This is a genomic window from Kitasatospora sp. NPDC001547 (assembly GCF_042894165.1).
In the GTDB taxonomy this organism is placed as follows: domain Bacteria; phylum Actinomycetota; class Actinomycetes; order Streptomycetales; family Streptomycetaceae; genus Kitasatospora.
In genome coordinates, this window is the sequence record NZ_JBIAVL010000028.1 from 73,268 (window position 1) to 85,532 (window position 12,265).

The window sequence follows — 12,265 nt, forward strand, 5'->3', positions numbered from 1 at the left end:
GCCGGGGCCGGGGGAGTTCCGGGGCTCTCCCACCTTTATTTCCAGCCGAATTCGCCCCCACCGCCATCCGGCCCGCACAGCCGCCCTGACCAGGGCATCAGGCCCGATCATGACAGGATCCGCACGCCCGTGCAGTGATCCACTCGCGACCGGATACCCTGCCTGTATGGCCAGCGGCGGCACTCAGGGACCAGGCCGCTAGATCGACCAGGGACAGAGGAGTGGTCTTCGTGACCGTCGTGGAACCCTTCGGGCTCAGCGTGCAGGACCGCGACCTGACCCGGGACATCCAGGCCGGACTGGAGGCCGTGGAGGCGGCGCTCGGCGAGGCCGTCAAGAGCGACGTCCCCTTCATCACCGTCACCGCCAGTCACCTCCTCGAGGCCGGCGGCAAGCGCTTCCGTCCGCTGCTCCTGCTGCTGGCCGCCCAGTTCGGTGACCCGGGGGCGCCCGGCGTGGTGCCCGCCGCCGTGGTCGTCGAGCTGACCCACCTGGCCACGCTCTACCACGACGACGTCATGGACGAGGCGCCGGTGCGCCGCGGCGCACCGAGCGCCAACTCCCGCTGGGACAACTCGGTCGCCATCCTCACCGGCGACTTCCTGTTCTCCCGCGCCTCCCAGGCGCTCGCCGACCTCGGCCCGGAGGCCGTGCGGATGCAGGCCGAGGCGTTCGAGCGGCTGGTCACCGGCCAGATCCTGGAGACCCGCGGCCCCGGCCAGGACATGGACCCGCTGCTGCACTACCTGGACGTCCTGGAGGGCAAGACCGGCTCGCTGATCGCCGTCGCCTGCCGGATAGGAGCGCTGATGGCCGGCGCCGAGCGCGAGCTGGTGGAGACCCTCGGCGAGTTCGGCGAGCGGATCGGCATCGCCTTCCAGCTGGCCGACGACGTGCTCGACATCGCCAGCGACGGCCACGAGTCCGGCAAGACCCCCGGCACCGACCTGCGCGAGGGCGTGCCGACCCTGCCGACCCTGCTGCTGCGGCAGATGCCCGCCGACCCGGCCGACCCGGACGACACCCGGCTGCGCGAACTGCTCGACCAGGACCTCTCCGACGACGACCTGCACGCCGAGGCGCTGCGCCTGCTGCGCGCCCACCCGGCGCTGGAACGCGCCCGCGCCGAGACCCTGCGCCGGGCCGAGGAGGCCCGGGCGCTGCTCGCCCCGCTGCCGGCCTGCGCGGCGAAGGCCGCCCTGGAGGGCCTCTGCGACGCGGTGGCGATCCGCACCATGTGAGTCCGGCCGGGGCCGTTCGGGCCCGGCCGCGGTGCGTCCCGGCCCGGGTCCCGTCCCGGGCCCTCGGCGCGCCCCGGGATGGGGGAGACTGACTCCCGTCAGCACACCCCTGCCGGGAAGGTCGTTATGCGCCGCGTCGTCATCGCCGAGGACTCCGTACTGCTGAGGGAGGGACTGACCCGGCTGCTCACCGACCGCGGCCTGGAGGTCGTGGCCGGGGTCGGGGACGGCGTCGCCCTGGTGAAGACCATCCACGAGCTGGCGGCGGCCGACGCCCTGCCCGACGTCGTGGTCTCCGACGTGCGGATGCCCCCCACCCACACCGACGAGGGCCTGCGCGCCTGCGTGGAGCTGCGCGGCCGCTACCCGCAGCTGGGCGTGCTGGTGCTCTCGCAGTTCGTGGAGGAGCGCTACGCCTCCGAGCTGCTGGCGGGCTCCACCCGGGGCGTCGGCTACCTGCTCAAGGACCGGGTCGCCGAGGTGCGGGAGTTCGCCGACGCGGTGGTCCGGGTCGCCGAGGGCGGCACCGCGCTGGACCCGGAGGTGGTGCAGCAGCTCCTCAGCCGCAGCCGCAAGGGCGACGTTCTGGCCAATCTCACGCCGCGCGAGCGCGAGGTGCTCGGTCTGATGGCGGAGGGCCGCACCAACGCCGCGGTGGCCAAGCAGCTGGTCGTCTCCGACGGCGCGGTGGAGAAGCACGTCAGCAACATCTTCCTCAAGCTGGGCCTGGCGCAGAGTTCGGAGGACCACCGCCGGGTGCTGGCCGTGCTCACCTACCTCAACTCCTGAGGCCCGCCTCCCCGGCTCCTGAGGCGCGCCCGCCCCGGCTCCGGAGACCCGCCCGCCCCGGCTCCCGAGGCGCGCCGCCGCGGTTCCGCCGCCCCGGCGCGCCGGGGAGCGCATCTCGGCCAAGCGCCCGCCGGGTGCTCGCGCCCGCCCGCCCGAGCCGGAATGATCTCCGGGGGGCGGGCGTTTACGCTCATGTGCGGTACAGCCGCGGGCCGGTGAAATAACTGCCGTGGTTCCGACCGCCGTCGTGTCGGCCCGCATAGTATGCGAGAGGTGCACCAGGCGGACGGGGCACGGGGCCGCGCCCGCGGTGGTGCGCCCACGAGGAGGTCCGCGGCAGTGACCAGTCAGGTCGATCAGTCAGAGGCAGTGGACGGCCCGGACGGCGGCGAGGCCCGTGCGGGCAGCGGCGACGCGCGCCCGGATTCGGCCGCGCCCGCCGGACCGCCCGCCCCCGGCGGCCCTCCGGTGAAGCCGGGCAAGCCCATCCGCAGACTCGATCGGGTGATCATTCGCTTCGCCGGCGACTCCGGTGACGGCATGCAGCTGACCGGTGACCGGTTCACCTCGGAGACGGCGTCCTTCGGCAACGACCTGTCCACGCTGCCGAACTTCCCGGCGGAGATCCGGGCGCCCGCCGGCACCCTGCCGGGCGTCTCGTCCTTCCAGCTGCACTTCGCCGACCACGACATCCTGACCCCGGGCGACGCCCCGAACGTGCTGGTCGCGATGAACCCGGCCGCACTGAAGGCGAACGTGCCGGACCTGCCGCGCGGCGCCGAGATCATCGTCAACACCGACGAGTTCACCAAGCGCGCGCTGGCCAAGGTCGGCTACCCGGCGGACCCGCTGACCGACGGTTCGCTGGACGGATTCCACCTGCACAAGGTGCCGCTGACCACGCTGACCCTGGAGGCGCTCAAGGACAGCGGTCTGGCCCGCAAGGACGCGGAGCGGGCCAAGAACATGTTCGCCCTGGGCCTGCTGTCCTGGATGTACCACCGGCCCACGCACGGAACGGAGTCGTTCCTGCGCACCAAGTTCGCGAAGAAGCCGCAGATCGCCGAGGCCAACATCAGCGCCTTCCGGGCGGGCTGGAACTTCGGCGAGACCACGGAGTCCTTCGCGGTCTCCTACGAGGTGCCGCCGGCCAGGCTCCCGGCCGGGCGCTACCGCAACATCTCCGGCAACCTCGCGCTGTCCTACGGGCTGATCGCCGCCGCGGAGCGCTCCGGACTGCCGCTGTACCTGGGCTCGTACCCGATCACCCCGGCCTCGGACATCCTGCACGAGCTGAGCCGGCACAAGAACTTCGGGGTGCGCACCTTCCAGGCGGAGGACGAGATCGCCGGGGTCGGCGCCGCGCTCGGTGCCGCCTTCGGCGGGGCGCTCGGCGTGACGACCACCTCCGGGCCGGGCGTCGCGCTGAAGTCCGAGACGATCGGCCTGGCCGTCTCGCTCGAACTGCCGCTGCTGGTCGTGGACATCCAGCGCGGCGGCCCGTCCACCGGTCTGCCGACCAAGACCGAGCAGGCGGACCTGCTGCAGGCGATGTTCGGCCGCAACGGCGAGGCGCCGGTGCCGATCGTCGCCCCGGCCACGCCCGCGGAGTGCTTCGACGCGGCGCTGGAGGCGGCCCGGATCGCGGTCACCTACCGGACCCCGGTGTTCCTGCTCTCGGACGGCTACCTGGCCAACGGCTCGGAGCCCTGGCGGATCCCCGAGACGGACGAACTGCCGGAGATCGACCCCGGTTTCGCCACCGGGCCGAACCGCGAGGACGGCGCCTTCTGGCCGTACCTGCGCGATCCGCGGACGCTGGCCAGGCCCTGGGCGCTGCCCGGCACGCCCGGCCTGGAGCACCGGATCGGCGGCATCGAGAAGCAGGACGGCACCGGCAACATCTCCTACGACCCGGCCAACCACGACTTCATGGTCCGCACCCGGCAGGCCAAGGTCGACGGCATCACGGTGAAGCCGGTCGAGGTGGACGACCCGACCGGCGACGCCCGGGTGCTGGTGCTCGGCTGGGGCTCGACCTACGGGCCGATCACCGCCGCGGTGCGCCGGGTGCGCGCGGACGGCGGCGAGGTGGCCCAGGCGCACCTGCGCAACCTCAACCCGTTCCCGGCCAACCTGGGCTCGGTGCTGCGGAGTTACGAGAAGATCATCGTGCCCGAGATGAACCTGGGGCAGCTGGCCCTGCTGCTGCGGGCGAAGTACCTGGTGGACGCCGAGTCCTACAACCAGGTGCGCGGACTGCCGTTCAAGGCGGCGCAGTTGGCGGACGTGCTGTGGGCCGCGATCGGCACCCTGGACGAGGAGGACCACCGATGAACGAGCACGCCTTCCCGTCCTTGCGACTGGTGCCCAAGGCCGAGGGCCCGCAGAGCGCCCGGGACTTCAAGACCGACCAGGAGGTGCGCTGGTGCCCCGGCTGCGGGGACTACGCGATCCTGGCGGCGGTGCAGTCCTTCATGCCGGAGCTGGGCATCAAGCGCGAGAACACGGTGTTCGTCTCGGGCATCGGCTGCTCCTCGCGCTTCCCGTACTACATGAACACCTACGGGGTGCACTCGATCCACGGTCGGGCGCCGGCGATCGCGACCGGGCTGGCCACCGCGCGCCAGGACCTGAGCGTCTGGGTGGTGACCGGGGACGGCGACGCGCTGTCGATCGGCGGCAACCACCTGATCCACGCCCTGCGGCGGAACGTCGATCTGAAGATCCTGCTGTTCAACAACCGTATCTACGGCCTCACCAAGGGCCAGTACTCGCCCACCAGTGAGATGGGCAAGATCACCAAGTCCACCCCGATGGGCTCGCTGGACGCGCCGTTCAACCCGCTGTCGCTGGCGATCGGTGCCGAGGCCACCTTCGTCGCCCGCACCATCGACTCGGACCGCCAGCACCTCCAGTCGGTGCTGCGGGCGGCCGCCCGGCACGAGGGCACGGCGCTGGTGGAGATCTACCAGAACTGCAACATCTTCAACGACGGCGCCTTCGAGGTGCTGAAGGAGCCCGGCAGCCGGGACGAGGCGCTGATCCGGCTGGAGCACGGGCAGCCCGTCCGGTTCGGCGCGGACCTGGCGAACGGCGTCTTCCGGGGCCCGGACGGCGAGCTGTCCACCGCCCCGGTCACGGCGGACAACGAGGCGGACGTACTGGTCCACGACGCGCACGCGGCCAGCCCCGCCACCGCCTTCGCGCTCTCCCGGATCGCCGACGCGGACACCCTGCACCACACGCCGATCGGCGTGCTGCGCAGCGTCGAACGGCCGGTCTACGACGAGCTGATGGCGGACCAGCTGGCCGCCGCCACCGCCCGGCGCGGACCGGGCGATCTGGCCGCGCTGCTCGCCGGCAACGACACCTGGACGGTGGACTGACCGTCCGCCGACGCGCAGCGGCGCCCCCGTCCCGGCCGGGACGGGGGCGCCGTCGTCGTTCCGGCTGCCCTCCTGCTCGGTCTGCCGCCTGCCCTACTGCGCGACCCACTCGACCAGTTCGATCACCACCCCGTTCGGGTCGGCGACCTGGAAGAGCTTCTCGCCCCACGGCTCCTCGCGCAGCGGCAGGGTGATCACGACCCCCTCCTCGCGCAGCCGGCTCTCCTCGGCGGCGATGTCCTCGACGACGAACGCCAGGATCACGCCGTCGGCGAGCCGGTGGCGCTGCTCCTCCGGCAGGACTTCGAGGCCGCGGCGCAGGTAGACGACGTTGACCCCGCCGCCGGGGTGGGCGAGCGAGACGAAGCCGTCGGCCGACATCTCCTCGGTGTAGCCGAAGTGCCGCTGGAGGAAGGCGGCGGAGGCGGTGACGTCCTCGACGGTCAGGGAGACGGCGGTCCTGGTGATCTGCAAGGCGGATGGCCCTTTCGTCGGCGCTCGTGCGGTTATCCCGTACGCAGTACACTATACATAGTACGGAGAATTGCGCCAGATCCTTTCCGAACGGGATCCCTCCGGGGCCGGAACGACGGAGGGAGGCTCCCCGGGCGGGGAGCCTCCCTCGGAAGGCGGGTGCGGAGGGCGTCAGTAGACGCAGGGGATGCCGCCGTCGGACTGGGCGTCCACGGCGGGGCCCTGCATGGGCAGGTTGGCGGCCGGGTCGGTCGGGGCGGCGCCGGCGGGCGGGGCGGGCGGGTCGGCCTCGACGCCGGTGAAGGCGGTGCCGAGGGTGACGACGACGTGGTCGGCGGCGGTGGCGGCGGACTCGGCGGCGGTCACCCCGTAGCGGGCCGCGATCTGTTCGGCGGCCTCCTTGGCGCCCTTGCCGTAGCTGACGGTGGTGGTCTTCGGCCGGGTGCCGGCCGAGCCGGTGCGGCCCTCCCTGAAGCCCATGGCGACCAGGGCCCTGGCCTCGCCGGCGGAGGTGACCCCGGCGGCGGAGGACGCGTTGAAGACGTCCACGGTGACCGGCCTGGCGGCGGCCGGGGGCGTGGTCGCGGCCGGCGGGGCGGTGGTGGCCGGGGCGGAGGCGGCGGCCGGGCCGCCGGGGGTGCCCGTCGGGTCGGCCGGGGCCGGGGCGGCGTCGGCGTAGCCGAAGAGCTGCTTGACCACCTTCTGGACCTTCGCCGGAGTCACCAGGTTGACGTCCTGGCCGTTCCTGGTGCCGAAGCCGTCGAAGGTCAGGGTGTTGAACTCGACGTTGCCGCCGGTGAGGTTGGGGGCCTGCTGGGCGAAGTCGAGCACGTTCCACTCGTTGTCGATCACCAGGTCCTTCTGCACCACCCCCATCAGCTCCTGCATCTTGGCGAGGTCGCCGAGGACGCCCTTCTGCTTGAGGTTGTGCACCACCGAGGAGATGAAGGCCTGCTGGCGGTGGGTGCGGGCGAAGTCGCCGGTGTTTCCGTCCGGGCCGTCCAGGTTGTGGCGCTGGCGGACGAAGGAGAGCGCCTGCGAGGCGTTCAGGTGGTTGACGCCCTTGTGGAAGTCGGCGCCGGAGCCCTGGCCCTCCATGGCCGGGTCCCTGGTGTCGTGGGTGAGGCAGACGTCGATCGGCTGGAGGGCCTTGGCGATGTCGTAGAAGCCCATCAGGTTGACCTCGGCGATGTGGTCGACGGGCTGGTCGAGGAACTTCTGCACGGTGCGGATGGTGGCCGCGCGGCCGATGTCCCGGCCGGCCTTCTCCAGGTCGGCGCCCTTGAGGCCCTTGGCGCGCAGGCCGGCGTCGGCCTTCTCCTTGGCCGCGCCGTAGGCCTCCTTGATCTTGGCCATGCCCAGCTGGGAGCCGTCGGCGCCGTAGGTCATCACGTAGTCGTCGCGCGGTATCGAGACGGCCTGCACCTTGCCGCCGTTGGCCGGTATGTGCAACAGGATCAGGGAGTTGGTGTTGTAGCCGCCGATGTCGGAGCTGTGGCCGGCGTGCAGCTCGTCCTGGACGAACTCGGGCGGGAGGTCCGTGCCGTCCATGTTCTTGCGGCTGTCCAGCCCGATCAGCAGCAGGTTGACCGAGTTGTCGAGGTGCTTGGGCGCGTCCTTCTTGGTCTCGGCGATGACGCCGGAGGTGGTCATCCCGTCGGTGAGCTGCTTGTACTCGTACCAGACCACCCCGCTGGCGGCGAACACCGCGAACCCGACGGTGCAGGCCAGCACCCGGCCCGCGACCAGCGCGGGGGAGGCGCGGCGGGCCCCGGCGCCCGTACCGTCCCCGGTGTCGTCAGCCATGCCGCCTCCTCCTCGCCCGGACCAGCCGGACCGTGATCACGACGACGGCCGCGGCCGCGGTCCCGGCCATCACGGGAAAGCCGTGCACCACCCACTTGGCGGCGCCGGTGGCCAGGCCCTTGCCCTGGTACCGGTCGCCGTGGGCGGTCAGCTCGGCGGCGGCCGTCACGCCCAGGACGACCAGCGGCGAGCCGGCGAGCACCCACCACCAGCCGTTGCGGCCGCTCAGCGCGGCCGCCAGGCCGGTGCCGAGCACCGCGGCCACGGCGAGGGCCGGGCCGGTGCCGCGGCCGGAGAGCTCGTCGACCGCGGCGCCGGCCAGCGGCAGCCCGAGCGCGAGGGCCACCGGCAGCGCGGGGCCGCCGGGCAGGGGGCGTATGGGCCCGGCGGGCCCGTCCGCCGCTCGTCGGCGCGCCCGCCGGCCGCCCGGCCGTCCTCGTTGCCCCGTCACGCCCTCACCCCGGTGTTCCCGTGTCCCGCGCGCCACGGTGGCGCCCGCGCCACATGCCGTCCGTCGGTCCCGGAAGTCTGTTCGTGGCGCTGCCAGTTCCGGACGCCGCTTTCCGGCCGGCCGGTTCCCGTGCGGGCCCGACCGCCCGGGGGCGGAGGCGCTTCCCATGCTTCTACACAGGTGTAGAAGTCGTACGCAGCATAGAGCACGCCTGTTCGGTGGCGCGCCCCGGTTCGCGGCGATACGGATAAACTACACCGGCTAGTTTTTGCGACGGTCGGCCGAGGGGCCGGCGGAGGAGGAGAGCGCCGTGGCGGCGACGGGCGGAGCGGGGCGACCGGAGAAGCGCAGGGCGATCACCCGGGCCGCGACCGCGGTGTTCGGGCGCGAGGGGTACGCCCGGGCCAGCATGGACGCGATCGCGGCCGAGGCCGGGGTGTCCAAGCGGACGGTCTACAACCACTTCGCCGACAAGGAGACCCTCTTCCTGTCGGTGGCCCTGCAGAACTCGGCGGAACTGACCGAGCGGATCGCGGAGCTGATGGCGAAGTACCTCGACCGGGTGGTGGAACCGCGCCAGGACCTGATCGACTTCGCCGTCGAGCGGGCCCGCGCCGTGCTGTCCGCCGCCGAGCACGGCGCGCTCGGCCGGGCGATCCGGGCCGAGGTGGCCAACATCCCGGCGGACGTCCTGGCGGCCTGGCTGGAGGCCGGGCCGGTCGCCTCCCAGCGCGAACTCGCGGCGCGCTTCGAGGCGCTCGCCGGGCGCGGGCTGCTCGCGGTCGAGGACGCCGGCCTGGCCGCGGAGCAGTTCACCCTGCTGACCTTCCACGGCATCGCCGAGCGCTCGTTCTGGGGCGCGCTCCCGATCGCGGACGAGGAGGTCGAGCGGGTCGCGACGGTCGGTGTGGACGCCTTCCTGCGGATCCACGGCCCGTCGGCGCCGTCACCGCGGGCGCGGGGCTGAGAACGCCCCGGGCGGGGACGGCCGTGCGCCGCCCCCGCCCGGACCACCCGTCGGTCACTTCCAGTTGAGGCCCTTGCCGAGGGTGTACGGGTCGCCCCAGTACTCGGCGCCCGCGATCCGGGAGGCCTCCGGGGACATCGCCACCGCGCAGGAGGTGGCGGACTGGCCGTTGGTGAAGCCCTTGGGCAGCGACTCGCTCTTGCACTTGGGGAAGGAGCCGATGACCATCAGCTCCTGCGCCTCGGTGCCGTCCGCCAGCAGGCCCTTCATGTGGTTGACGCTGGTGTACGCCAGGTCGGTGCTGCCGGCGTTGGTCACCTTGTAGTGGATGTAGTACGGCACCAGGCCCTTGGCCTTGTCGCCCAGGTTGAGCGGGGCGAGGTCGGCCGGGTCGCCCTTCTCGATCGAGGTGACGGCGAGCGCGATGGTGCCCTTGGTGCTGCCCGAGCTGAACGGGATGGTGGCGGACTCGCCGAGCTTCAGCGTGGTCCCGGCCGCCGGGGCGCTGCCGGCCGGCGCGGGCGCGGAGGCCGAACCGGAGGCGGCCGGGGTGGTGGCCGCGGCCGTCGGCGAGGCGGCCGGGCTGGCGGGCGCACCGGTCGCCGGCGGGGTCGTCGGGGTGTCGGCCGCCCCGGCGTCGTCGTTGCAGGCGGTCAGGGTGAGCGCGCCGACCGCGGCCATCGAGGCCAGGGCCAGGGCACGGCGACTGCTGCGGACGGTCTTCACGTGAGGTCCCCCGTGGTTGCGGACCCCCGGTTCCGGCGGTCCTCCTGAGGGACGTTCATAGCGCAGCGCGAACGATCGGAGCCATGGTTCCGGCCCCGCTCTGACGCGGTCGTGACGAGTCCCTGGCGCGGTTGTGACAAGGGATATCGAGTCGTGATCAACCACCCCCGGCCGTGGCGCCGAGGCGCTGTCCGACGCCGGTGCGGAGGCTGTGGGCCACCCGTGCGGGCCGGGTGAGGAGCCCGGTCCTCCCGTCGGCGCCGACGGGAGGACCGGGAGCCGGGGATCAGCCCAGCAGCCAGCGCTGGGCCGGGCCGCCGGTGTCGCAGGAGGCCACCTTGGTGGCCCGGCCGCCGCCGTCGGAGGTGAGGCACTGCCCGGTGGCCGCGCTGCGGATCAGGTACCAGCCGCGGTCCTCGTCGGTCAGCCACCACTTCTGGTCGGCCGGCATCCTGTCGCCGTTCGGCTGGTTGAGGCCGTCCATCCCGCCGGGGGCGTCCCAGAGGCGGACCGTGCCCGAGCCGGTGTCGAGGTCGATCACCTTGCCGTCCCCGTGCGAGATCGCGGTGGTGCCGTCGCAGTACTTCCAGGAGGAATCGGGGTCTGGCACGTCGATCACGACCACGGGTGTTGCCCGGATCCGTCGGTCTCCTGCGGCCGGTGCGTGCGCGGGATCGTGTGCAACGCGTGCAACAGTTCCGGACTCGCCTGGTACGAGCGGCTTCCGGAGGAACTCCGCTCATTCGATCTCCTGAACGGCTACCTCTCGGATCCGCCGGCTGTGCGTTTCCGGGCCGCCCGGTGAGGGTTGAAGGGGAGGTCAGACCTGACCGAAGGTCTGGACGTACCGGCCCCGGGATCCGTGTCCGCGGGGTGCGCATCCGACACCGAGGTGGTTGAAGCGGGGGTCGAGGACGATCTCGCGCTGCTGTGGGCTGTTCATTTACATCCCCATGGCCTCCGGCACGTTGTCGGCGGGGGCGACGTTCTCGGCGGCGAAGCGAAAGGCGAAGCCTGCGGCTCGTACCCGACGCCACGGAGTGCTGCCGTCGGAGCCGTCGTGCTGGGTGAGGCCGTGCGTGGCCACGTCGTCCGCGTGGCGCTGGGCGGCGGCCGTCAGCCTCTCGTCCAGGCGGACCGGTCGCGCGCCGATGCGGGTGCGCTCCGCATTGACGGCGGTCAGCATCTCGAGGTGGACGTCACCGGCGACGGGCCGCGGTCGTACCTCGGGCCGTCGCCGGCCGCCGCCGGTGCCGTCGGCCGGGACGAACTGCCAGTGCTGCGCCGGATCGGCGTGGTTCAGCCTGGCCAGGGTGAGCGGGGAACCGGGGACGGACGCGGTGAGGAAGAGGTCGCGCGCGTCCGCGCGCATCGTCCGGATGCGGAGCCAGCCACCGCCGACGACCTCCAGGCACCAGCGTTGGGCGGGTTGTCCATCGAGGCCGGACAGCGAGGTCCGGCCCGCGCCGTGGTCGTAGTGCATGACCATGGCCTGGCCGGGGGCGTACCTTCCCCGGGTCAACTGGGTCTCCAGCACCCAGTTGCCGTCAATGGCCCAGGAGACCCAGCCCTGGGCGGAGGTGCCGTTGGGTTCCCCGGATCGGATCGGGGTGCCTCGGTCGGGGCGGCCGGGGCCCAGGTCCGCGACCGTGCCGTTCGCCGACCTGAGTGTCCACACCTGGCCGTTCCGTACGGGCGTGGGCATGGTTGCGCCTCTCGTCTGTGGAGTCGCCCCGGGCCGCAACCGCGGCGGCCCGGGGCCTGACGGGAGAGACGTTCCGGCATGGCGGTAGACGGGCGGTCAACGCGCGTAGCCGACGCCCACGTTGATGCCCTGTCTACCGCGCCAGATCCGCCCTGACCTGCGCCGATTCCTCCTGGAGGCCCAGCCGCTCGTACACCTCCAGCGAGTCCGTCAGACAGGCCCGGGCCTGGCGCGGGCGGCCGAGACCGGTGAGCGCGGTGCCGAGGGTGCGCAGCAGGGCGGCCTCCAGGGCGGCGCTGGTGCGGCGGGCGAGCGGCAGGACGGCCTCGGCGGCGTCGACCGCGAGCAGCCAGCGGCCGGCCTCGGCGTGGATGCGGGCGGCGAGGTCCCCGGAGGCGGCGGCGAAGACGGTGACCTGGAGGGCGGCGAACTCCTCCCGGGCGCCGACGGCGTGGGTGAGCGCCGCCTCCGGGTCGCCGCACAGCCGCAGGACCCGGGCCAGGTAGTAGCGGCCGGTCGCGGCGGAGACCGGACCGGAGCCGTTCATCAGGCGGGCGCCGCGTTCGGCGGCCGACCGGGCCTCGTCGAGCCGGCCGGTCTGGGCGGCGCTGAAGGCGAACTCGCCTAGACGAGTAGTTCCGAAGTGGGCTGGGTTTGCCGGTTCTGCTCCGGGCATGCAGGAAGGGTGTCCAGCATCGGGTTGTGACGACCGAAGAG

General features: G+C 72.9%; 14 protein-coding genes. 6 read left to right on the forward strand and 8 right to left on the reverse strand.

What is annotated here, in order from left to right:
* The first annotated feature begins 230 nt into the window (after nt 1-230).
* The 4 genes from ACFY0X_RS32665 (at nt 231) to ACFY0X_RS32680 (ending at nt 5,419) form a co-directional block, all read left to right on the forward strand.
* Complete coding sequence (locus ACFY0X_RS32665) at nt 231-1,241, forward strand: polyprenyl synthetase family protein (RefSeq protein WP_387760020.1); 1,011 nt, start codon at nt 231-233, stop codon at nt 1,239-1,241.
* Between the two features lie 126 nt (nt 1,242-1,367).
* Nucleotides 1,368-2,030, forward strand: coding sequence for a response regulator (locus tag ACFY0X_RS32670; RefSeq protein ID WP_387760021.1), 663 nt, complete (start codon nt 1,368-1,370; stop codon nt 2,028-2,030).
* Nucleotides 2,031-2,369: 339 nt separating this feature from the next.
* Complete coding sequence (locus tag ACFY0X_RS32675; RefSeq protein ID WP_387760023.1) at nt 2,370-4,367, forward strand: 2-oxoacid:acceptor oxidoreductase subunit alpha; 1,998 nt, start codon at nt 2,370-2,372, stop codon at nt 4,365-4,367.
* Nucleotides 4,364-5,419 (forward strand): 2-oxoacid:ferredoxin oxidoreductase subunit beta, encoded by a 1,056-nt coding sequence (locus ACFY0X_RS32680; protein ID WP_387760024.1) that lies wholly within the window; start codon nt 4,364-4,366, stop codon nt 5,417-5,419. The genes ACFY0X_RS32675 and ACFY0X_RS32680 overlap by 4 nt, the downstream gene beginning before the upstream one ends.
* Nucleotides 5,420-5,512: 93 nt before the next feature.
* Here ACFY0X_RS32680 and ACFY0X_RS32685 read toward each other — a convergent pair whose 3' ends face one another.
* From ACFY0X_RS32685 to ACFY0X_RS32695, 3 genes are all read right to left on the reverse strand, one after another.
* On the reverse strand, nt 5,513-5,893 hold the full coding sequence (locus tag ACFY0X_RS32685) for a VOC family protein (protein ID WP_387760026.1): 381 nt from the start codon (nt 5,891-5,893) through the stop codon (nt 5,513-5,515).
* 171 nt (nt 5,894-6,064) lie between these two features.
* A complete protein-coding gene (locus ACFY0X_RS32690) occupies nt 6,065-7,699 on the reverse strand; it encodes an LCP family protein (protein ID WP_387760028.1) in 1,635 nt (544 codons plus the stop codon).
* Nucleotides 7,692-8,150 (reverse strand): DUF6542 domain-containing protein, encoded by a 459-nt coding sequence (locus ACFY0X_RS32695; RefSeq protein ID WP_387760029.1) that lies wholly within the window; start codon nt 8,148-8,150, stop codon nt 7,692-7,694. Before ACFY0X_RS32695 ends, ACFY0X_RS32690 begins: the two co-directional genes overlap by 8 nt.
* 310 nt (nt 8,151-8,460) lie before the next feature.
* Here ACFY0X_RS32695 and ACFY0X_RS32700 point away from each other — a divergent pair, with 310 nt between their 5' ends.
* A complete protein-coding gene (locus ACFY0X_RS32700; protein ID WP_387760031.1) occupies nt 8,461-9,117 on the forward strand; it encodes a TetR/AcrR family transcriptional regulator in 657 nt (218 codons plus the stop codon).
* Nucleotides 9,118-9,171: 54 nt separating this feature from the next.
* On the opposite strand, the gene ACFY0X_RS32705 is transcribed toward ACFY0X_RS32700, so the two are convergent.
* Both ACFY0X_RS32705 and ACFY0X_RS32710 read right to left on the reverse strand, forming a co-directional pair.
* A complete protein-coding gene (locus ACFY0X_RS32705; protein WP_387760032.1) occupies nt 9,172-9,843 on the reverse strand; it encodes a hypothetical protein in 672 nt (223 codons plus the stop codon).
* Nucleotides 9,844-10,129: 286 nt separating this feature from the next.
* The gene (locus ACFY0X_RS32710) at nt 10,130-10,462 is read right to left on the reverse strand and encodes an RICIN domain-containing protein (RefSeq protein ID WP_387760034.1); all 333 of its coding nucleotides are present in this window, start codon (nt 10,460-10,462) and stop codon (nt 10,130-10,132) included.
* Here ACFY0X_RS32710 and ACFY0X_RS32715 point away from each other — a divergent pair.
* Nucleotides 10,397-10,648, forward strand: a complete 252-nt coding sequence (locus tag ACFY0X_RS32715) for an endonuclease domain-containing protein (protein WP_387760035.1) — start codon at nt 10,397-10,399, stop codon at nt 10,646-10,648. The two genes, ACFY0X_RS32710 and ACFY0X_RS32715, sit on opposite strands and share 66 nt — an antisense overlap.
* Before the next feature lie 15 nt (nt 10,649-10,663).
* On the opposite strand, the gene ACFY0X_RS32720 is transcribed toward ACFY0X_RS32715, so the two are convergent.
* From ACFY0X_RS32720 to ACFY0X_RS32730, 3 genes are all read right to left on the reverse strand, one after another.
* The gene (locus tag ACFY0X_RS32720) at nt 10,664-10,786 is read right to left on the reverse strand and encodes a hypothetical protein (RefSeq protein WP_387760036.1); all 123 of its coding nucleotides are present in this window, start codon (nt 10,784-10,786) and stop codon (nt 10,664-10,666) included.
* Entirely contained in the window at nt 10,787-11,548 is a 762-nt protein-coding gene (locus ACFY0X_RS32725; protein WP_387760038.1) for a CAP domain-containing protein, read from the reverse strand.
* Nucleotides 11,549-11,681: 133 nt separating this feature from the next.
* Nucleotides 11,682-12,224, reverse strand: coding sequence for a tetratricopeptide repeat protein (locus ACFY0X_RS32730; RefSeq protein ID WP_387760040.1), 543 nt, complete (start codon nt 12,222-12,224; stop codon nt 11,682-11,684).
* Between the last annotated feature and the right edge of the window lie 41 nt (nt 12,225-12,265).

Excerpts from the sequence above, each read along its gene's own strand:
- ACFY0X_RS32670 (WP_387760021.1), top strand. The coding sequence starts at position 1,368 with ATGCGCCGCGTCGTCATCGCCGAGGACTCCGTACTGCTGAGGGAGGGA.
- ACFY0X_RS32725 (WP_387760038.1), bottom strand. The coding sequence starts at position 11,548 with ATGCCCACGCCCGTACGGAACGGCCAGGTGTGGACACTCAGGTCGGCG.
- ACFY0X_RS32680 (WP_387760024.1), top strand. The coding sequence starts at position 4,364 with ATGAACGAGCACGCCTTCCCGTCCTTGCGACTGGTGCCCAAGGCCGAG.
- ACFY0X_RS32730 (WP_387760040.1), bottom strand. The coding sequence starts at position 12,224 with ATGCCCGGAGCAGAACCGGCAAACCCAGCCCACTTCGGAACTACTCGT.
- ACFY0X_RS32720 (WP_387760036.1), bottom strand. The coding sequence starts at position 10,786 with ATGAACAGCCCACAGCAGCGCGAGATCGTCCTCGACCCCCGCTTCAAC.
- ACFY0X_RS32690 (WP_387760028.1), bottom strand. The coding sequence starts at position 7,699 with ATGGCTGACGACACCGGGGACGGTACGGGCGCCGGGGCCCGCCGCGCC.